This is a genomic window from Halomonas sp. YLB-10 (assembly GCF_003856855.1).
GTDB classification, from domain to species: Bacteria; Pseudomonadota; Gammaproteobacteria; order Pseudomonadales; family Halomonadaceae; genus Halomonas; species Halomonas litopenaei.
In genome coordinates this window covers 1-20760 of sequence record NZ_RRCU01000014.1, presented here as the reverse complement: position 1 = coordinate 20760, position 20760 = coordinate 1, and the positions used below count along the sequence as shown (strand labels likewise).

General features: G+C 57.1%; 17 protein-coding genes, 4 pseudogenes and 1 other annotated feature. Of the genes and pseudogenes, 11 read left to right on the top strand and 10 right to left on the bottom strand.

Translation table 11 applies throughout. The annotated features are described in order from the left end of the window. Positions 1–264: 264 nt before the first annotated feature. The 3 genes and pseudogenes from EBB56_RS21610 to istB form a co-directional block, all read left to right on the top strand. The gene (locus tag EBB56_RS21610; protein WP_124805311.1) at positions 265–639 is read left to right on the top strand and encodes a histone-like nucleoid-structuring protein, MvaT/MvaU family; all 375 of its coding nucleotides are present in this window, start codon (positions 265–267) and stop codon (positions 637–639) included. A 138-nt stretch (positions 640–777) separates the two neighbouring features. Next, positions 778–948, top strand: a pseudogene (locus tag EBB56_RS22250) (IS481 family transposase); the annotation flags it as partial. Then, positions 938–1438 (top strand): annotated as a pseudogene (gene istB / locus EBB56_RS21600) (IS21-like element helper ATPase IstB); the annotation flags it as partial. The pseudogenes EBB56_RS22250 and istB, both read left to right, overlap by 11 nt. 404 nt (positions 1439–1842) lie before the next feature. On the opposite strand, the gene EBB56_RS21595 reads toward istB, so the two are convergent. Further along, positions 1843–2748, bottom strand: a complete 906-nt coding sequence (locus EBB56_RS21595; protein ID WP_124805310.1) for a DMT family transporter — start codon at positions 2746–2748, stop codon at positions 1843–1845. Positions 2749–4092: 1344 nt separating this feature from the next. Between EBB56_RS21595 and EBB56_RS21590 the strand changes: the two genes are divergently transcribed. The 5 genes from EBB56_RS21590 (at position 4093) to nadC (ending at position 10513) form a co-directional block, all read left to right on the top strand. Continuing rightward, complete coding sequence (locus EBB56_RS21590) at positions 4093–5388, top strand: Rieske 2Fe-2S domain-containing protein (RefSeq protein WP_124805309.1); 1296 nt, start codon at positions 4093–4095, stop codon at positions 5386–5388. Positions 5389–5485: 97 nt separating this feature from the next. Beyond that, complete coding sequence (locus EBB56_RS21585) at positions 5486–6478, top strand: ABC transporter substrate-binding protein (RefSeq protein WP_124805308.1); 993 nt, start codon at positions 5486–5488, stop codon at positions 6476–6478. Positions 6479–6595: 117 nt separating this feature from the next. Continuing rightward, positions 6596–7564 carry a TAXI family TRAP transporter solute-binding subunit gene (locus tag EBB56_RS21580; protein ID WP_260425409.1) on the top strand — a complete coding sequence of 323 codons (969 nt, stop codon included), beginning with the start codon at positions 6596–6598 and terminating at the stop codon, positions 7562–7564. Between the two features lie 35 nt (positions 7565–7599). Then, a complete protein-coding gene (locus tag EBB56_RS21575) occupies positions 7600–9513 on the top strand; it encodes a TRAP transporter fused permease subunit (protein ID WP_124805306.1) in 1914 nt (637 codons plus the stop codon). A gap of 145 nt (positions 9514–9658) precedes the next feature. After that, positions 9659–10513, top strand: coding sequence for a carboxylating nicotinate-nucleotide diphosphorylase (nadC, locus tag EBB56_RS21570; RefSeq protein WP_124805305.1), 855 nt, complete (start codon positions 9659–9661; stop codon positions 10511–10513). A 630-nt stretch (positions 10514–11143) separates the two neighbouring features. Here the strand turns inward: nadC and EBB56_RS21565 are convergent. The 9 genes and pseudogenes from EBB56_RS21565 to EBB56_RS21525 all read right to left on the bottom strand — a co-directional run bounded on the left by EBB56_RS21565 (position 11144) and on the right by EBB56_RS21525 (position 18421). Beyond that, positions 11144–11857, bottom strand: coding sequence for an SDR family NAD(P)-dependent oxidoreductase (locus EBB56_RS21565; protein ID WP_124805304.1), 714 nt, complete (start codon positions 11855–11857; stop codon positions 11144–11146). 474 nt (positions 11858–12331) lie between these two features. Then, positions 12332–12910: a superoxide dismutase gene (locus EBB56_RS21560; RefSeq protein WP_124805303.1), complete on the bottom strand. Its 579-nt coding sequence runs from the start codon at positions 12908–12910 to the stop codon at positions 12332–12334. 261 nt (positions 12911–13171) lie between these two features. Further along, a pseudogene (locus tag EBB56_RS22245) lies at positions 13172–13412 on the bottom strand (IS5/IS1182 family transposase); the annotation flags it as partial. A gap of 239 nt (positions 13413–13651) precedes the next feature. Then, positions 13652–13780: a transposase gene (locus EBB56_RS21550; RefSeq protein ID WP_185696495.1), complete on the bottom strand. Its 129-nt coding sequence runs from the start codon at positions 13778–13780 to the stop codon at positions 13652–13654. A 384-nt stretch (positions 13781–14164) separates the two neighbouring features. Further along, positions 14165–14623, bottom strand: coding sequence for a redox-sensitive transcriptional activator SoxR (gene soxR, locus EBB56_RS21545; RefSeq protein ID WP_124805300.1), 459 nt, complete (start codon positions 14621–14623; stop codon positions 14165–14167). A gap of 265 nt (positions 14624–14888) precedes the next feature. Then, positions 14889–15644 carry a class II aldolase/adducin family protein gene (locus EBB56_RS21540; RefSeq protein WP_124805299.1) on the bottom strand — a complete coding sequence of 252 codons (756 nt, stop codon included), beginning with the start codon at positions 15642–15644 and terminating at the stop codon, positions 14889–14891. 46 nt (positions 15645–15690) lie between these two features. Next, positions 15691–16176, bottom strand: a complete 486-nt coding sequence (locus tag EBB56_RS21535) for a MarR family winged helix-turn-helix transcriptional regulator (RefSeq protein WP_124805298.1) — start codon at positions 16174–16176, stop codon at positions 15691–15693. A 52-nt stretch (positions 16177–16228) separates the two neighbouring features. Next, complete coding sequence (locus EBB56_RS21530; protein ID WP_124805297.1) at positions 16229–17416, bottom strand: Gfo/Idh/MocA family protein; 1188 nt, start codon at positions 17414–17416, stop codon at positions 16229–16231. Positions 17417–17443: 27 nt separating this feature from the next. Next, on the bottom strand, positions 17444–18421 hold the full coding sequence (locus EBB56_RS21525) for a PDR/VanB family oxidoreductase (RefSeq protein WP_221621223.1): 978 nt from the start codon (positions 18419–18421) through the stop codon (positions 17444–17446). Between the two features lie 851 nt (positions 18422–19272). On the opposite strand from EBB56_RS21525, the gene EBB56_RS21520 reads away from it, so the two are divergent. The 3 genes and pseudogenes from EBB56_RS21520 to EBB56_RS21510 form a co-directional block, all read left to right on the top strand. Continuing rightward, positions 19273–19560 (top strand): DUF2798 domain-containing protein, encoded by a 288-nt coding sequence (locus EBB56_RS21520; protein WP_124805296.1) that lies wholly within the window; start codon positions 19273–19275, stop codon positions 19558–19560. Positions 19561–19752: 192 nt separating this feature from the next. Next, the gene (locus tag EBB56_RS22445; protein ID WP_185696494.1) at positions 19753–20001 is read left to right on the top strand and encodes a transposase family protein; all 249 of its coding nucleotides are present in this window, start codon (positions 19753–19755) and stop codon (positions 19999–20001) included. 56 nt (positions 20002–20057) lie between these two features. After that, a pseudogene (locus tag EBB56_RS21510) lies at positions 20058–20605 on the top strand (transposase); the annotation flags it as partial. Beyond that, positions 20336–20452: a sequence feature (AL1L pseudoknot), on the top strand. It overlaps the preceding pseudogene by 117 nt. Positions 20606–20760: the final 155 nt, after the last annotated feature.

Genomic DNA, 20760 nt, shown 5'->3' with positions numbered 1-20760 from the left:
AAAAACCTGATCGGGTTATAGATCACCCGGCTATCCGGCGACCACATAACGGTGAAGTGGGTCGGTGCTGGCAATCGATGGACTCAAGACCCTCATTCGGCACTCTGATGAATGAGGCGGGGTTAAGTCAGCCAGAACTATCTGCCAAGGGCAACCAGAAGATGACAACGGAGATACCTCTACAACATTGTCAATCCTCTACTGATTGAACTACGTGATAGTTGCCCCCATAATCGACGCCAACGTAACCAGAGGAGTCAGCCCATGTCATTTCTCAATACCTATCTTCAGAAAGAACAGCAGCTCAAGCAGCTTCAGGAAGAGCTGAAGAAGATGGAGAACGATGAGCGCCTCAAGACCGAGCTGGACTTCAAGAACCATCTCGAGAATCTGATGCGCGAATTCGACAAGTCCGCCGCCGAGGTCATCAAGCTGCTGGATCCAACCCAGAGCACCAGCAAAAGCTCTAGCGGCAACACTGGCTCAGGTCGCGCCAAGCGCAAGCTGAAGATCTATAAGAACCCCAACACCGGTGAAGTCGTCGAAACCCGTGGCGGAAACCAGAAAACGCTGAAGGCATGGAAGGATGAGCACGGTGCGGAAACAGTCGAGGGCTGGTTGGTGAGGACAGAAGACTAACCAGCTTATGTCCTGCCTTCCAAAAAAGTGGCAGGCAGGGCAGCTTTCGGCCCGAAGCAGATGTTCATAACATACTGATATAACGCCTAATATCACCGGTCATGAAACCGGAGCGACCCGGCGCTATACCTCAGGCGAGATCTGGAGCAGACGCTCAAACGCTACGCTTGGCTGTACAATCACCACATCCCTCAGAAGGCGCTGCATCATCAATCACCGATTGCAGCGATGAAGGAATGGCAGGCCAAGCGGCCGGAGTTATTCACCAAGTGGGTAGTCAATCACACGGGACCCGACAGTCGAGCGTAGCGAAAACGTCGTTCTGCTCGGCCCACCGGGCGTGGGAAAGACCCACCTCGCCGTGGCATTAGCCGTGAAAGCCGCCGAAGCCGGTCACCGCGTGCTGTTCATGACCCTGGACCGGCTGCTCAGCACCCTGGTGCGAGCACGGCAGGAGAACCGTCTCGACCGGCAACTTCAGCAGCTGACCTACCCGAAGGTGCAGGTCCTGGACGAGATCGGCTACCTGCCGATGACGCGAGAGGAAGCCAGCCTGTTCTTCCGGCTGATCAATCGGCGCTACGAGCGAGCCAGTACCATCGTGACCTCGAACAAGTCGTTCATGGACTGGGGCGAGATCTTCGGTGACCAAGTCATCGCCACCGCGATCCTAGACCGGCTGCTCCACCATTCCACCACGCTGAACATCAAAGGCGAGAGTTACCGACTGAAGGACAAGCGACGAGCCAGCCTGGTGGCCACACCCACCAAAAAAGTACGCGCTATCACACGGCCTTGAAACTGTACCGATGAAAGAACACTGATAAAAATAGAACAATCTGAATTGATGAACTGGAGGTGCGCAGGCGACTGCATGGCCGCCGCCCTATAAAATGGCCTTGTTGAGCGTTTCTTGCGCTCCTTGAAGTAGAAGTGGGATTTGCTTTGTGGCTTCGAGTATCTGGAAAATCTTGGGTCGTTATTGACTTCTTGAAATGGTTCTATAATCCAGGATGTCGATATCTGGCTCTCGGTTATATAGCTATTTAAGCTCCTCCGGCACTAGCCGGGAAAGGTGTGAAAAGTCAGAGGGGGTTACACTGCCAAAATCATTATTAAAAAATGGATGGTGGGGTATTATTATATTGCTTTCTGATTGTGGTGAGGAGGTGATTGGCCATTTCCTCACCACAAAGTTTCTCACTATTGAGCTATGCCGTAAATGGTGCTTAAGCATATCCCAACAAAGCTGCTAAAAGTTCCAAAAACTATCCAAAGGTTAAAAAATTCATCTTTTCGAATGAGTAAGTATGAGATTAAAAGGGAGAATAATGGTGTTGTGGCTGCTAGGGGGGCTACGATCACTAAGTTTCCACTTTTTAAAGCTAGAATGAGGAGGATTGGCCCAAAGCTGGAAAGAATCCCAGCAATTGTCAATATGTTTAAATCTTTTCGGTCGCAAGCCCTAAATATGTTTTTGTTTTTTGGGAGTATGAATAGTGAGGCAATGAGCCAGGAAGTAATAGTTGTTATCGCTGCTGCGATGATTGGATCAGTGTCCGAAGTAACGCCTGCTTTCCTAAGTGCAATAGAGGATCCATACGAGACTGATGCGGCTAACGGGTAAATAAGAGATATGTTTACTATCCTCGTGCTTGCCACGCTGCTAGAAACAGAGGAGCTTTGCAAACCAATTATAATGCTACCAGTAAGTACAAGGAAGGCTCCTGCCAGACCTAGGAGGGTTGTTTCTTCACCCATAAATAATAGTGCTAGCATTATTGAAATAAGTGGGTGCGTTAGGGTTAGCGGGGTTGTGATGTTTGCACCTAATTTTGCCATTCCTAAGAATTGGAAAAATCGTCCTAGAAGAGGAGCGAATATTCCCGCGAGGATGAAGTGCCACCAGTCCAAAATTTGAAATCCATGGAAGTCGATCCTCAATAATCCCCAAAACCCTAATACAAGAGTGTTTATGCTTAAGGTCAACCATAAAGCTGCAGTGGAAGATGTGTTCTTAGTTCCTGCTTTAACCAATACAAAAGTTAAGGCAAACATAAGGGAGGATAGAAGTGAATATGTTACAGATAGCGTGGTCCCGCTGAACATGGAAAAGCTTTCCTTTAGTTGTACGATTTGATTGCTGTATCAATGCGGACATTATGCTGATGCTGCTTAGGGTGTGAAGGTTTAAATGGATGTAGACATCGCTTTGCAGTCGCTAATTCGCAAAAGGTTGCAAGTGGTAAATAGCTTCTGGGGATGTTTGTAAGCATCTTCGAGTTAAGTCCACTCCCCATCACTGCTAACGTTTTTCGCCAGAGCTCTTTGACGACTATGCTCTACAAGAAAGGACCCAGTAATGCAAGGTGCAGCAATATCAACCGAGCTGACAGCTATCTGGACCCCTAAAGAGTTCAGGCTGTGACGCTGCGCCAGGATCCATGTGGCAGCTGGCCTGCAGTGTTCCACCCAGTTTGACGATAGTGGGCTAGCTAGCGCATGCCCCTTTCACGCTATCCCGCCTGCTCAAGTGCTTGAGTCGATACAGATACCATGCGGGTAAATATCTCCGACTGAAAGATGACACGAGTAGCTGCTTGAGGTCGTCAGCGGAGACGGAACTTACCACCTTTGGGAGTAGCGCGCTACTGACCAGGCCGCTCAAAGAAGTGGTGTATTCTGCGATTGATGCAGAAGGCGTCGGCGCCATCCTTGATTGATTCCGCTTCGCTGAAAAGTGGTGGCCCCGATCTTGCCAATAATCGTCTGCACCAACCAGGAGATCAGTTGGGCCCGACGGACTCGGGGGTTGATCATCCCAATTGCACTGTGGGGCGGTGCCGGTTGGGCTCCATCTCTGTGAACTTGTACACCTACCGTAGCATGCCATGTCTGACTGTCGCCAAGGTGGTTACGAAGTCGGCCGCAATCAGGCCAGAGCCTGCTGCAAGTACACGAAGCCTGCATAGCGGTACGGCATCAGTGGTATTGATGACATGTATGAGCGATCAGTACAGGTAGCTATCCCCTTCACGCGTTGCTTTATCCGTCCCTCTGTCGCGCTGGCAACAATGGTTAGGCAAGCCTGCGGTGCCTTTATATTGCTTTTTTAGAATTAATTTTCTCTTTTAAATTAGACGATAGTCTAATTTTTGGCCGACATGCGTGCCATGTTCTGCCCTCGGTAACCACTTATCCGACATGATGAAGGCCACTGGGTGTTCTTTCTATCTATCTGAATTAAAGGCATAAATTCTCATTGCCAGGCAGGTTCTTATGCGACATCGTCGCCCACTAGGGGCCGCGAGAGGAAATCCTTTGTGCGACTTTAGTAGGTTTGACTCCTTCACGGGAGGCGTTATCTTAGGTCTGTAAGTTAGGTATCTAAGTAAATGCGTCGCCACCCAATGGTGACCTGGGACCCTCCCAACAAGAAGGAGACCGTGAGCTATGTTGACCCCGGAAGATAATGAACTGCTGTGCCGTGTCGAAGGCGAGGCCCCGATGGGGGAGATCATGCGTCGTCACTGGCTTCCTGCCTGCCTCTCTGAAGAAATCTTGGAACCGGACGGGGATCCGGTGCGGGTGAGGCTGCTGGGCGAAGACCTGGTTGCCTTCCGCGATACCGACGGCCGAGTGGGTGTGCTGGACGAGATGTGTCCCCACCGCCGGGCGTCGCTGGTGTTGGGCCGTAATGAGGAATGTGGGCTGCGCTGCCTCTATCACGGCTGGAAGATGGACGTCGACGGTAACGTGCTCGAGATGTCATCCGAGCCGCCGGAGTCGAAGATGACCGAGAAGGTCAAGCACAAGGCCTATCCTACCCATGAGGCGGCGGGTTTTGTCTGGGTCTATATGGGCCCTCCCGACGAGCAGCCGGAGTTCACGGCCCCGGTGTTCCAGCCGACACCCGATACCAAGGTGTCCATCTCCAAGGTCATCATCGACTGCAATTGGGCCCAGATCCTCGAAGGGGCCATCGACTCGGCGCACTCGTCCAGCCTGCACTCCACCGACATGGTGCCAGCGCGGACCACTGGCGCCGAAGCCACGGATACGCTGTGGCTGCGTCCCTCCACGGACAAGGCGCCACGCCTACAGGTCCAGAAGACGCGCTTCGGCTTCCGCTACGCGGCGATTCGTCGGCCGATCAAGGATGCCAAGACGCACGACTACGTGCGTACCACGTTGTTCATCGCCCCTTATACCGTGCAGATTCCACCGAACAACCAATACGACATCGCCATTCTGCACGTGCCGATCGACGACACCCACACCGCCTTTCATTTCATCGCCTGGGGCGACCCCGCCACCACGCCGGATACGGAGTCCTGGCGCAAGTTCCTGGGTACGCAGATCGGTCTCGATGTCGATAAGAGCTTCCGTAAGTTCCGCACCCGCGAGAACAACTACTGGCAGGATCGGCGGATAATGCAGCTGGGCACGAGCTTTACCGGCATTAAGGGGATCCCCAACCAGGACATCGCCATGTGGGAAACCATGGGGCCGATCGCCGATCGCACCCATGACCGACTGGGCGCGAGCGACCTGGCGATCGTCGAGTTCCGTCGCCAGATGCTCCAGGCGGCCAAGACCATGCAACAGGGTGGGACAGCCATCGGTGCCGAAGAGCCACGCATTCCGCATTACAAGCTTAAATCCTTCCAGGGCGTTGTGACTAAGGAAACCGACTGGCGTGAGCTGGGCACGGCCCCGGAAGAGGCAGAGTATTACGTAGAAGAATGAGTTCATGACACCCGCTCAGCGGTACGGCCATAACTCGCGTGGGAGGCGTGCTCGCCTCCCAGCATGGCGACTCTCTGATCACAACACAGGAACCCTGATGAACAAGCTCGAACTTTCCATTGCGGTGGGTAATTATGACCGCATGCGCCCCCTGATCGACGGCGAGGTACAGATCGATGGCGTGAACCCGGTGTTCATGCTGCATGATCCGGAGGAAATCTTCTTTCGAGCCTTCCGGCATGCCGACTTCGACATCACCGAGCTGTCACTGAGCAGCTATACGGTGAAGACGGCGGCGGAGAATTGCCCCTATATCGGAGTGCCAGTGTTCCCCTCGCGCGCCTTCCGACATACCTCGATCTATGTGCGTACCGATCGCGGTATCGAAACGCCCGCCGATCTGCGCGGCAAGCGCATCGGCGTGCCCGAGTATCAATTGACCGCCAACGTGTGGGCACGGTTGTTTCTCGAAGAGGACCACGGCCTCAAGCCAAGTGATGTGACCTGGATGCGCGGCGGCTACGAGGAGCCTGGCCGGGTCGAGAAGATCAACCTTGATCTGCCCGATGGGGTGCGCGTGGAGAACATACCCGAAGGGGAAACCCTCTCCGGCATGCTGGCCGCAGGCGAACTGGATGCGGTGATGGGGCCACGCGCACCTTCCTGTTTCGAGCAGGGGCATCCTCACGTGGGTTATCTCTACGCTGACCCGCAGCAAGCGGCATCGGATTGGTACCGCCGCACCGGACTCTTTCCAATCATGCACCTGTTGGGTATCCGCAAGACACTCGTCGAACGACACCCCTGGTTGCCGTTCTCGGTCTACAAGGCCTTCGAGCAGTCAAAGGCACGTGCTTTAGCAAAACTCAGCGACACCTCGGCCACCAAAGTGACCCTGCCATTCGTCGAGGATCAGCTGCGGGCCGCGCGCCAGCTCATGGGGGATGACTTCTGGTCCTATGGTTTCGCCCCCAACCGCAAGACCCTGGAGCGCTTTCTCCGGCAACATCACACAGAGGGATTGTCTCGGCGGCTGCTGGAGCCCGAGGAACTCTTCCATCCCGCCACTCTGGAGAGCTTCAAGATCTGATCGACCTCGGCACGGGAAGACCGATGCCTGATAACGACAATAGAACGTCTGATAACAATCAATGACGACTTCAGACTACAAGGTGAAATAATGAAATTATCCATCAAGAAAACCCTGATGACTGCGGCCCTTGTCCTCCCCGGCCTGATGATGAACGTCGCCGCTGCTCAGAGCTATAACCTGACGGTCGCCGGCGCCTCGCCGGGTGGACTCTGGTCGCTGCTCGGTGCCGGCCTGGATAGCGCCATGAAGGCCGAGTTCCCCGGTTCGACCGTCACCTATCAAACCTCCGGTGGTGGACTCGCCAACGTGGCCGTCCTCCAACGCAATGACGCCAGTCTCGCCATCATCGAGGATGCTGTTCTGCAGCGGGCTCGAGAGGGTGAGGCACCATTCCGTGAACCGACCGACGATATCCGCGTGCTCGCCAACCTCTATACCTGGGCGCCAATGCAGCCGGTCATGCGAGAAGCGTTTGCCGAAGAGTACGACATCGATAGCTTCGCTGACATTGGCGAGGTCAAGCCACCTATCACCATTGCCATCAACAAGCGGGGGAATATCGCCTCCAGCGTGGCCGAGACCATGCTCGAAACCATTGGGGCGAGTCCCGAGGAGGTCAAGCGTTGGGGCGGCGACATCATCTACGCAGCCTCCGGCGAGCAGGCGAACCTGATCCAGGACCGTCGTGCCGACATGATCCTCAACAGCCTGTTCGTCGGTCATAGCTCGCTCATGCAGGCCGGGACAAGCGTCGATCTTACCCTGTTGCCGCTGCCCGAGGAGATCGTACAGGCGGTCACCGCGAGTACGGGCACCACGCCCTTCGTCATCCCTGGTGGCGCCTATGAGTGGGCCCCCAATGACGTCCCCACGGTCTCGATCAGCGCCACCCTGGCAGTGCGCAGCGATATGGACGAACAGCAGGCCTATGATCTGACCAAGGCCATCTACGAAAACTACGAGAAGATCGCCGGCGTGCATCCTGCCATGAAGACCCTGTCGCCCGAGATCATGGCCTCCGTGGAAGTCACCCCCTATCACGACGGCGCCGCACGCTACCTGAAAGAAGCGGGCCTTCGTTAATCGAGTGAGTCGGCATCAATGCCGAGGAGGTATCGATGAATCAGTTCCTTTCGATCCTGACGGGGACCGGCTCCAAGCGACAGTTGACAGGCATGCTGGGCATGGCAGTGCATGGATGCGCTGCCCTGGTGGCACTGGCGGTCATCTACACCACGACGATCGTGTACGTCGATCTCTACGTCATGATGGTGGTGTTCCTGTCTGCCATGCTGGCCCTGCTGTTCATAAACGTCAGCCCCGGCCCTCGGGGACGCGAGGACCGTCCAGGTCTGATCGACTGGTGCCTGGTGCTGGCCAGCATCGCCGTAGGTGTGTATTTCTTGCTGGAAAGTCAGCGAATCGCCGAACGCATCACGCTGCTGTTCCCGCTGGAAACGCCGGACCTGGTCGCGGCCAGCGTGCTGCTGGCGCTGACCATCGAGGCGACGCGGCGAACCGTGGGCTTCGGCCTGACCAGCGTGGTCCTGGTGTTCGTGGTCTACAACCTGTGGGGGCATGGCCTGCCGGGGGCGCTCGGATTTCGGGAAGTCAGCTATAACCACTTCCTGGATATCATGATGTTCACCTCGGATGGCTTGTTCGGCGTGCCGCTGCGTGTCGCCGCGACCTATGCCTTCCTGTTCGTGATGTTCGGGACCTTCCTGTCCAAGGCGGGCGGTGCCGAGTTCTTCTACAACTTGTCGTCGTCGCTCGCCGGGCGTCGCACCGGTGGACCGGCGAAGATCGCCGTGATCTCATCCGGCCTGTACGGCACCATGTCGGGTAGCCCGACTTCCGATGTGGTCACGACGGGGTCCGTCACCATCCCCATCATGCAGCGTCTGGGCTACAGCAAGCCGCTGTCCGGCAGCGTCGAGGTGGCGGCTTCCGCCGGGGGCAGCCTCTTGCCGCCGGTGATGGGCTCGGCAGCGTTCATCATGGCGGAATACACCGGCATCGAATACCGGGATATCGCCATCGCCGGCATCGTTCCTGCCCTGCTGTATTACCTATGCGTCTACGCCCAGGTGCACCTGCGCTCCCAGAAGCTGGGCCTGCGTGGCCTGTCCAAGGAGGAAACTCCCCCGCTGAAGAAGACCCTCAAGAACGGCGGCCTGTTCATTGTGCCCCTGGTGGCACTGTCAGGCGCACTGCTGATGGGTTATTCACCGACCTTCGTGGCGGCCATCGCTACAGCGGTGGTACTGATGGTGGCGATGGTGCATCCTTCGACCCGCATGGGTCCCCGAGCGATCTGGGATGCCTTGGCTGTAACAACGCTACGCATGGTATCGGTGGTAGCGGCCTGCGCCGCGGCCGGGTTGGTGATCGGCGGCATCTCCATGACCGGTCTGGGCGGCAAGTTCGCCGACCTGGTCTACTTGATGGCCGGGGACAGCGCCTTCCTGGCGCTGGTCATCTCCGCCGTATTGGCAATCATCCTAGGAATGGGCATGCCTACACCGTCGGCCTTCATCCTCGCCGCCGTACTCGTGGGGCCTACGCTGCTCTCGATGGACTTCAGCGTACTGCAGACCAATATGTTTATCCTCTACTTCGCCGTGCTCTCGGCAATGACCCCGCCGGTGGCGGTCGCGGCATTCGCGGCTTCGGCCATCGCCGATGCTAGCCCGCTGAAGATCGCCGTTGGCGCTGTCAGGCTGGCTATCACCGCCTTCATCGTGCCGTTCGCGTTCGTTTACGGCGAGGGCCTGCTGATGGTCGGCAGCTGGGAGGCGATCACCGTCTCCTGTGTCACGGCGGTAGTGGGGGTGCTGCTGTTGAGTATCGCCGTGGAGGGCTTCTGGCGTCAGCGCCTGGCTAGACTCCCGAGGCTTGGCTTCGGTCTGGCAGGGCTGCTCTTTATCACTCCCAGTTGGTGGGCCGTGGTCGCGGCCATGCTGGTGGGCACCCTGGCGATCATCGCCACCCCGCACCTGCGGCTGCATGGGCACAAGGAACCGGCATGACGGTGTCGCCAACCGGCCGCTAACCCACAAACCGCGTCACCCCTGCCGAAGAGCAGGGCAGGTTGGCCCCGGTATCGCGTCTTGCGGTGCCGGGGTCGCTGCCGCTGGTGACGCCACTCGAACCATGAAGACCAAAGGCACGAACATGTATCGAATCGACAGCCAAGCACTCAGCGAGGCGATTACCCGTAATGTCACAATGGCACTGGAGGAAGATGTCGGCAACGGCGATATCACTGCGCAACTGGTCGCACCGAACTGTCAGGGAGAAGCCCGCATCACGGCCAAGGAAGGCGCTACCCTGTGCGGCGTCGCCTGGGTCGATGAGGTCTTCCGTCAGCTTGATCCGGCCGTACGGATCAAGTGGCACGTGGCCGATGGTGACCGAGTCGAGCCCGGCCAGATGCTCTGCCGTCTGACGGGCAACGCCCGCTCGCTGCTCAGCGGAGAACGCAGCGCGCTCAACTTCCTCCAGTTGCTCTCGGGCACCGCTACTCGCAGCCGGCACTATGCCGACCTGGTCGAAGGCACCGCGGTGAGGTTGCTGGACACGCGCAAGACCCTACCGGGGCTGCGCCTGGCACAGAAGTATGCGGTCGCCTGTGGAGGCTGCCACAGCCACCGGATGGGACTGTATGACGCCTACCTGATCAAGGAGAACCACATCGCCGCCTGCGGCGGCATCGCCCCGGCGATCGAGGCGGCGCGACGCCTAGCTCCCGGCAAGCCCATCGAAGTGGAAGTGGAAACCCTCGACGAACTCCGGCAGACGCTCGAGGGGCTCCCCGACATGATCATGCTGGATAATTTCAGCCTCGAGGACATGCGTGAGGCCGTGTCGCGGACCGCTGGTCGGTCCAAGCTCGAGGCCTCGGGAGGCGTCACGGAAGCCACCCTGAGCGATATCGCTGCCGCCGGGGTCGATTTCATTTCATTGGGGACCCTGACCAAGGACGTGGCGGCGATCGATCTCTCGATGCGCCTTTCGCTGAGGCAATAGTGCCAGGCCGACCCTGGGAGACGGTTGAAGCATGGGGGAGGTAAGAGGGCGGCCGGCGTCAGCGTCGGCGCGATCAGCTCGAGGAGCGTGAAATCGAGTAGGAAGGAGGGCTTTCCCTCGTCCTCTTACACGCCGTCTGTTCCATTCGATATATAGCAGTTCATAACCAACGAGTAAGCTATCTTGCCGTTTACAATGCCGCGATCAGGCCTCGTTAATTGAATCATTTCCTCGGCGGGGATTGATTCATGGGCGAGGTCCCAGCATTCCACCACGCTCCTCGCCTACTTCTCACTGATTCCCACGCCCGAAATGCATCCAGGCTTAGCCCCAAGGGTTTCCGGCTCTGGGTCGCTGGCCATAGTGCGGCCGCTCGGTTGGACGTTGACGGTCCTCTTGCAGTAGGGGGCCAGGGAGATATCGTTTCATCCATGATGAGTGGTCTTCTTGAATCGTGACCTAGCCGGGAAAAATACATTCTAAAAGCGAAAGCCACTCGCCAGTCATTTGTTATGGTCTGCTGTAAAAGAGAGAAGCACAGTTATTCCTAGGCTGGTGATAGTGGGTATTTGAAGTCACTGTCTTTTTCTATTGTCCACAAGTTTAGGAGCAGTCCGGTTGCTCAATAAACTACCATGGGATATTTCCCTCGTTATTAGCGAAGAACCCTGTTGGACCTTGCTCATCAATTAAAGCAAGTTTTATTGCATATCTTGCACTTTTATCAGCATTCCTTTCCTGGTGAGAAGTGGTTGAAGTGGCGGTAAATTCAGGGCAATAAGAATTAACTTTTATGCCGTGATTTGACAAAGATTTCGACTGGCTCAAAGTAAGGGAATTTAAGGCTGCTTTCGAAGCTTGATAAAATGGAAAGTTGAGGTTGTAGAACTCCCACGAGGGATCGCTTCTTAAAGTGAAAGAGGCCAATATAGATGAAATGTTTACAATTCTCGCGCAGCTAGACTTGATAAGCAAGGGAGTCATTTTCTCTACTAGAAGCGCTGCGCCCAAAACGTTTACATCAAAAGTGTATTGATATTTTTCCCATATGCCCATCTCGCTATCGTTGTCCATGGAAAACTCGGCATTGTTTATAAGAGCATCCAATCGCCCAAATTTTTTTTCAATAAGCTCTCTAAGTTCTATAACACTCCTCTCATTCTTGACATCCAGCTGAACCGGCTCTATCAATTCACTTTTACAATCATAAAATGCTTCTTTTCCATTTCCTAAATCACAACAACCAGCCAAAACATGAACTCCTTCTTTGGCTAGCCCTTTTGTTATAGACAACCCTAAACCACGGTTTGCTCCGCTTACCAAGGCTATTCTATGCATTTCCATAATTTCCTCCATTGCTAATATTAACTCAAGGATCGGTTCTTTTCAGTATGGCTCACAAAAGGATGAGTTGTTGTATACAGTAATACCTCAACCTAGCTTGAGGTCAAGGCTTGGAAATGAATCGCTTCAAGGTGTGAATATGCTTTATTCATCGGGGTTTGTAACCGACGGAAAGGTTTTGATGTTTAGTCCCGGTGTCCGTCAAGGTAGCTGGTGCCCTTAATATGAATATGGTGATTCTTATTCGAATTAGCTATAAGAACCTGCTCTACTGCCGCACCGTCCTTGCAGCCTGACGGTGGGCAAGCCGCTGAATGGTCATGCATCGACAGATTTTCGCCAGGGCGTTCAGTGTGAGCGGCTCTTGATTAAGCAAGGCACCACACGCCATGCTTGGCACATCCAACAAGACGAGGCCCCGCCGGAGAGGCCTCGTTGTTCCGATTATCGGGGCAGTGGTGCGCTGTCGGGTAATCAGCCGAAGTTCTGGGCCACGAAATCCCAGTTGAGGATGTTCCAGACGTTTTCAAGGTACGTGGGACGGGCGTTGCGATAGTCGATGTAGTAGGCGTGCTCCCAAACATCGATGGTCAACAGCGGTATCTGGCCGTGGGCGATGGGGGTGTCGGCATTACTGGTGTTGACGATGTCAACGCCGCCGTCATCGGTTTTGATCAACCAGGTCCATCCGGAACCGAAGTTACCGGCGGCCTGAGCATTGAAGGTCTCCTTGAACTTGTCGAAGGAGCCAAACTTGGCGTTGATGGCTGCGGCCAGGGCACCTTTCGGCTCGCCGCCACCGTTGGGCGACAGGCAGTGCCAGTAGAAGGTGTGGTTCCAGACCTGAGCCGCTTGGTTGAACAGGCCCCCGGAGGAGGACTTGACAATTTCTTCCAGCGACTTGTTGGCGTCGTCGGTCCCGTCGGTCAGCTCGTTGAGCTTGTTGATATACGCCTGGTGGTGCTTGCCGTAGTGATACTCCAAGGTTTCGGTGGAGATGTGCGGCTCCAGCGCGTTTTTCTCGTACGGCAGAGCGGGAAGCTCGAATGCCATAGTTAACTCCTTTCGCTAATATAAACTTAAAGATCGGTTTTTACTGTATAGCTCCCAAAAGCATGAGCTGTCGAATACTGTAAAACCTCAACCTAGCTTGAGGTCAAGGCTTGGAAATGAGCACGCCTCAAGATGGGAAAATGCCGTATTCATCAGGGCCTGGTCAGGGCAAGAGGTTCGAATGCCATGGTTTACTTATTCTCTCCGATGGGTGCAGCATCAGGGGCCGGTCGGACCTGTCCTTCCAACCTCTTCGGTCCAACTAGCCTGACAGTGGGGGAGTGTGAAGGTCAGTGGCAAGCCATGGCGATCGCAGACAAGATGGATTTTGGTGGTCAAGTCGTCCTGGCTACGGCCCAGCGCATAATCTACTGGTTCGTTCGTGCCCCTTTTCGCCACCGCCGGAGGCGGCGCTGGTGGCGCGAACGGCCGTTGAGTCAATCATCCAGGTGTTTAGGTCTATCAGGCCATCCTTACGTAACTTGAGATGGAGGCGCATCAGCGGCGCCAATGCCCACTCGTACCAGCGTTCGCCCTTGCTGCCGGTACCGGCCGACAGGAGGTGCCAGTCCTGCTCCGGTAGAGCGCACGCGATGTCATCGACTCGGGTCGTGCGGAAACTTTTCCACCATGGGGGGCCTTGCACGCCACCTCCAGAACAAAGGGTTGCTTCCACTGCTCGAGCAAGAAACTTAGGTTCCGGTTGCTGCCATACCCACTGCCAGCGGTTACCCAGGCGGCCTAAACGCCATGACCCAAGGCGCGCTCCAGCATGCGGCGGGCCAGTTCCAGTTTGCTGGCAAACGTAACCTCATCGGGAATGCCGGCACGCTGACAGCGCTCACGGCCTTCGATCCAGGATTGGGGCACGTACAGGCGCGATTCAGCTGATATTGGACCCCATCAGGGGAGACATCGCTCAACCATTCCGCCAGTTGCTAGCTATTCTTGCGCTTACAGGAGCCGCGCAACCCGTTGATGTACCCCATGGCACATGCTCGGGTTTTCGAACGGGGAAACAGCGGTTCAAGTCGCTCGACGAGGTCATCGACGTAATCGACGATGACGGTGTCTGGCGTCTGCATCGCGCATCCCCCAAAAAGCGCTAGGGAAAAGTGAGGTACAGTACAGTCATTCCTGGATTCACAGGTACGGCTGTAGTACTAATAGGGAGATCAAATATCCTTTCTGGGGCGATGAGGCGACTCCGGCGGGGTGTAGTGTTTACTTGATTATCGGTTGTGAGTGGATTTGTTAAGCTTCCCTTTCAAGTATCCTGGCTCCAGGGCCTTCAGTGCTGAGGTTATCGCCCGGATTTCTTAGCGGGCACTCTTTTAGAGACAAGCAGCCACAGCCAATGCAGCTATCTAGCTCATCGCGCAAGCGCTGCAGGTTCTTGATTCTTTCATCAAGGTCATTCCGCCATTGAGCGGCAATCGCTCTCCAATCTTTTGCAGTCAGCCTTTTTCCAGGCTTATAGGGACCAAGTGCTTCGTATACCTCCACGAGAGATATGCCAGTACGCTGTGCAACTTTTATGACGGCTAGGTAGCGTAAAACATCAGAGGAGTAACGCCGATGATTGCTAGCAGAACGGCTGCAGTTAATCAGGCCCTTAGACTCATAATAATGAATTGTGGATACCGGCAAACCACTGCGTCGAGAAATTTCTCCAATGCTCAAGTTTGGGATGTGAGTGCTTTTTTTATTCATAGAGCCTGACTCCAGAAAAAACATGCACTGCCATGTAAGCACCTGTTTCTTTTGGTTTGTTGTGCAGAAATAAAATGGGAGATCTTCAGCTTCTTTTAGATTCTAACTAGTTTGGCAGTGAGAGCCTTACTATTTAACTAACGGATCCCGATACCAAGTCCGTAAGGGGCTCCCACCACACAGTAACTCCGAGACACCACCCTCGGCAATAGCGTTAGTCTGGCGCACAAGGAAACGACCGGTGTCACGGGCACCGGTCGCCATCTCAGCTTGTGCTTGTGGCGCGCGCCTGACGCGCACGCTGTTTCCATAACTGCCAGGGCCTCTCCACCTGGCCCTCGGTGGTCTCCATCGCTGACCTGGCCTCGCCGGCGGTGAGGTATTCGACGGGGCCGAGGCGCAGGGCATCGGCCTGCAGGCGCGCATTCACTTCGACATAGATGGCCCGATAGACTGCTTGCTTGAGCGTGGCCGCCGTCACGGTGGCGCCGTGACCGCGCATGAGCACGACGTTGTTCTCCCCTAGGGAGTCGGCCAGGGAGGCACCGAGGGCGCGATCACGGATCAGCAGGTCTGTGGCCGTACCGGCCACATCGCGGATCTCGAAGATTGGTGCGCCGTCTCCCAGGAAGCCGCTCATGTGGCACATCGGGCGCAAGGGGGTCGACTTGACGGCACTGAAGGGCACCACCGAAGGGGAATGGCTGTGTACCACTGCCATTACATCGGGACGGAGTCGATAGATCTCGCCATGAATGAAGCGCTCGAGGTACACCTTCCGCCCCTCGGCATCGACGGGCGTACCATCGAGCTCGAAGGTCAGGATGTCGTCGCGGGTAACCAGGCCCGGCGCCATGTTGCGGGCCAGAAGAAAGCGTTCGGGATCGTCCGGGTGGCGGATGCTGACATGGCCGAAGGCATCGAGCACACCCTCGTCGAAAAGGATGTGGTTGGCATCCACCAAGTCGTCAAGGAGTGCCTGCTTGTCTTGAACCGCCGGTGTTGAATCGTGGTAAGTCATCGCCTGTCCTGTCTTGGGATCGTTGTCAGGCAACCAGCCCGTCCGGTCATTCGTTGGCGTCGGCCAGGTTGCGGATGATCGTGAGCAAGGTGCGCCGAGTCGCCCGTAGGTCGTCGTCATCGACGCCTTGTACGGCGATGTCGTTGACCTCTTCGGCCCGGGGCACCAAGGTCTCCTTCAGGTCGCGCCCCTTCTGCGTCAAGTAGATGTGGATGTTCTTGCGGTTGCCGTTCAAATGCCGCCGTTCGATCAGGCCGTTGGCCTCCATGGCTTTCAGGGCGGTGAAGGTAGTCGGCTCCATCAGCCCGGCCTGTTCGCTGAGTTCCCGCTGCGTCAGTCCTTCGCTGACCCACAGGATGCGCAGGAACGACCAATGGCCGAAGCTGACCGAGTGCTCGGCCAGTCGTAACTGGAGGCTCTTGGTCAGGACGCGCCCGGCGTCCCGCACCAGGTGGGCCAGGCGGTCGTCCGGCACATCTTCCCGCCAGTGACGCAGGATCGAGTGAGTTTCCGGAGTGTTGCTGCGTGTCATGGTGATATCCTTTCATTCGCCCTGAACGAAGATCCAATTATAACCGACCGATCTAGGGCAGACTTACCTGATGGGACAGCGCAACATCCTTCTCCGTGGTGGCGGAGTCGAGCATGGCCAGACACACTTCCATGGTGGCCATGCCCCAGGCACCGGAGTGAATAGGTGGGCGGTCGTGACGGACGGCAACGATCAGTTCGTCGAGGACCTCTCGTCGCGGTATCGTCGGCGCGGGGAGGGGCTCAAGGTAATGTCGATCGTTGGCATAGACCTCCACGCCCTGAGGCGTGGGACGCAGGTCGGCACCGTCACAGGACACCACCACGAAGCCGAAGTGATTATGGGAGATGCCTGCCAGGCTGCTGGTGGACAACGACAGGCCGGCACCGTAGGTGCGGGCGTTTTTGAGCCGAGCTTCCTCTTCGGCACCGCGAAGCCCTGCCAGGGCGGCGCGGGCCTGGCCGTAGCGTCGCGGATCGCGGGGCTGTCCCAGCTCTCCCGTCCAACCACAGAGTTCGTCGCTATCGAAATGGGCGTATCCGCTATAGGTCATGTTGGCGAAGACGCCATCGTCGAAGGTCAGCAAGGCACTATAGGCCCCTTCGGTGGGGCGGGCCGCGTCCCAACGACCGGTGGCGGCGCGCACGCTCGCGACGCGACCACCGCCGAGTAGGCGCACGATATCGACCTGGTGGGCGGCCTGGCTGAACACCACGCCGCCGCCTTGCGCCGTGTCCAGCTCCTCGGGGCGACGCGGGCGATAGAGGAAGTCGGTGAAGTTCAGGGCACTGATCATGCGCACCCCGCCGAACGCCTGGCTGTCGATCAGTTTCCGGGTGTGCAGATAGGGCACATCGAAGCTATGGCTGTGGCCGACGATCAGCCAGCGTCCGGCATGGGACATGGCATCGATCATCGCCTGGCAGTCCGCGAGGGAAAGTGCCATGGGCTTTTCGACCAGCACATGTTTGCCGTGTCGTGCGGCCAGTTCAACGTGCTCACGGTGATACTGGTGGGGTGTGGCGATATACACCGCCTCCACCTCGGGATCGGCACATAGCTCGGCCACCTCGGCATAGGCATTAGCGGAGAAATCGGCGGTGAATTGCTGACGCGCTTCTTCGCGCGGGTCGGCTGCCGCCACTAAACGTATGCCGGGATGGGCCGCGAGGGTGGGCAGCAACAGCATGAAGCCGCGGCCCAGCCCCGCGATGCCGAGTCTCAAGGGGGATTCTGACATGGTGCGTCCTCCGGGAGCAGGGCCGGCTCACTCCGGCAGGTCGATCACCAGTTCCTTCGAACAGGCACGCGAGACGCAGACCATGATGTGGTCGACTCGCTCGGCCTCGGACAGCACGAGATCGCGATGGTCCGCTTTGCCCTCGATCAGCGTCGAACGACAGGAGCCGCAGGTGCCGCTTTCGCAGGAGTAGGGCACATGGTGGCCGTTGACCCGTAATGCCTCGAGGATCGACACGCCAGCCGGTACCGGGATCGCTTCGCCGGTCTTGTGTAGACGCACGGTGAACGGCGTGTCGTTTTCTGCCGAGGCATGCTTCTGGGCGCCGAAGTCTTCGAAGTGGACGCTGGAGGATGACCAGTGGCCGGTCATGTCACGCACCGCCTCCATCAGGCCTCGCGGGCCACAGCAGTAGATGTGAGCGCCCTTGGATTGTTCCAGCACCGGCCAGAGATCGAAGGAGTCGTCCGGGTCGCCGTGGTCATGGTGGATCACAACCTTGCCGCGGAATTCGGGACCGCTGAGCTCCTCGAGGAAGGCGGTCTGCTCCGGCTCTCGGGTCAGATAGTAGAGCTTGAACGGCTTGCCGCCGGTGGTGCGCAGGTGGTGGATCATCGACAGGATCGGGGTGATGCCGATACCGCCGGCGATGAACACGTAGCGTGCCGGGTTGCCTTTCAGCTCGAAGTCGTTGACGGGGGCCGACACCTGCAGGCGATCCCCCACGCGGGTGTCATCCACCAGGCTCTTCGAGCCCCCGGTGCCCGCCTCCTCACGTTTGACCGCGATCACGTAGCGATCGCGTTCTTCGGGGTCGTTGCACAGGGAGTAGCGCCGTACCTGGCCATTCGGCACCTCCACGTGGAGGTGGGCGCCGGGCGTGAACTCAGGGAGTTCGTCGCCCTCCGGGTGAGTGAATTCGAGACGGTAGATTCCGTCGGCGATGGCATCCAGCGCGGAGACCTCGAGGTCGGTCATGGGCATTGCTTCGTCAGTGGTCGTCACGGGGATCTCCCTGTTGTTGTGGTGGTGGTGCGAATATGCTTTTATATCTAAGTATTTTCTCAAAGGGAATGCAAGGCACGAGACTGCGACTTTAGTCGCGTGACGGTGAATCGGCTCCAGAAGGGCGGTCATGCATCGATAAGCTTTGTATAAGGTTTTCTTGATATCTCAATGTAGCATCCGGCGCAGCGTGGGAATCGAATCATTCACATGTCGCTGGGCGCGTTGCCCCCAAGCGGTCGTGTGCTTGGGGTAGTGCAAATTCCTGAAATGGGGTCTTTTTTGGCTTTTGGCAGGTCGTCGTGAAAGTGGTAGTTCTGTGGGACAGCCATGATAGAGAAACAACGGTAGTTCCAGATAAGCTGATATTTGCCAAAATGTCAGCTTCCGGACGCCGCGTGGCATGGAAGCTACCGCCAGGTCTCCTGTTTTGGAAAGGCTTCATAACCTTCCTGGAACCGGATCCCAGTGCCTTTAGCTTGCAGTGGCTGTGGATTGCCCCAGGGCTCGTAGTCTATTCCTGGTCTTCAGGCGCAGCATGGCCGCGACACCCTCTGGGCTCTGCATCGCTTCCACACGCAACTGAGTGTGGAGAACCTTGTATCCAAGTTGCTGCATGAGTGCACACTCCTGGTGAGATCACGGAGGTGGACAATTCTCCGTGTCGCCTGGGGGGCTGTTTTCGATGTCGCCTGACAGCGGAGGGAAGAGCTACGCTCCAAGACCGGTTAGCGACGACATCCTTGGCCGCTATGGCTGGCAATCCAGGGTGGTGTCCTCAAATCAAAGGTAGTGTTGTGGTAGGAAACAAGGGTAAGTAGGTTCTCCAGTTCTAGAGAAGGAATCGTTATATGTGCCAGCATACTTCGTCGCAGGACTCGCCTCCATCCAAAACCCGGCGGGGATTGCCACCACGTTATGCCCCCCTGGTTTTTGCCTTCTATATGTCCGCCTTGATGGCACTGATAATGTGTCTGGTGATCACGGCGGTGACGGAGGGCATGGGGCCTGAGTACCTGACGACAGTGGCCAGGGCCTATGTCCGCGCCATGCCGGTGGCGTTTGTCGGGGTGCTGGCAGTCAGGCCACTAGTGAACCGGCTGGTGAGATGGACGATCACCGATTATAAGTCTAGCTGAGTCGTCCTAACCCGCCCGCAGCCCTTTCTTTAGGCTCTTCGTCGCTGGGTGTGGAATTCGATCCCCTGAGCTGTGCCAGGATATGACCTCCACATGTAAAGGAGGTTCTACATAGACGGTCCCCAGATTCTGACTCTCGGCCTGGGGCTTGATGCGCCCTGGGTTCTCAAGGCCCGGCATCTGGATACCTCCGTGTCAGCCCTCCGCCTGGACCTCTATGTCGAGGCCGAGCGGGGCAGCCTCTGCCCCTGCCCGGAGTGCGGCAAGGCCTGCCCGGCCCATGACTTCGACGACAAGACCTGGCGGCATCTGAACTTCTTCCAGCATCACTGCTACCTGCATGCGCGCGTCCCGCGCATGGCGTCAAGGGTATCGAGGTGCCTTGGGCACGGCCCAGCAGCGACTTCACCATGTTGTTCGAGCAGGCTGCCATGTCGCTGATCCAGGTGAACCGTACCGGGATTCCCGGAGGCTCCAAACCTTGAGAGGATGGAGCCATGAACACTTCCAAGCGATATGCCCCTGAGGTCCGTCAACGGGCCGTCCGCATGGTCTTCGACCATGAAGCCGATTACCCCTCTCAGTGGGCCGCCATCGGTGCCATTGTTCCCAAGATCGGCTGTACACCGGAGACGCTGCGTAGCTGGGTCCGTCAGGCTGAACGTGATACAGGACGTCGGGAAGGCGCGACCACTACTGAACGCGAGTGGATCAAGGTGTTGGAGCGTGAGAACCGCGAGTTGAAGCAGGCCAACGAGATCCTGCGCAAGGCCTCTGCGTATTTTGCCCAGGCGGAGCTCGACCGCCGCGGCAAGTAATGATCGAGTTCATCGATGATCACCGGGAGTCGTACGGGGTCGAGCCGATCTGCCGTGTCCTGCCGATCGCCCCGTCGACCTACTACGAGCACAAAGCCCGTGACGCCCAGCCTGATCGCGCGCCACCCCGCATCCAGCGTGATCGCTGGTTGAGCGCCGAGATCCAGCGCGTCTGGGACGAGAACTTCTGTGTCTATGGCATCCGCAAGGTCTGGCGCCAATTGCATTGAGAAGCGATCCCCACGGCTCGTTGCACCGTCGAGCGTATCCGGCCGGTGAACACACCTTCCGTTGAGCTCCGACTTCGATGACGGTAGGTGTCCACCTATTGCTTAGTGGACACCTACGATGAGTGAGTTAAGCGTACTGGAGGCGCCTCGAA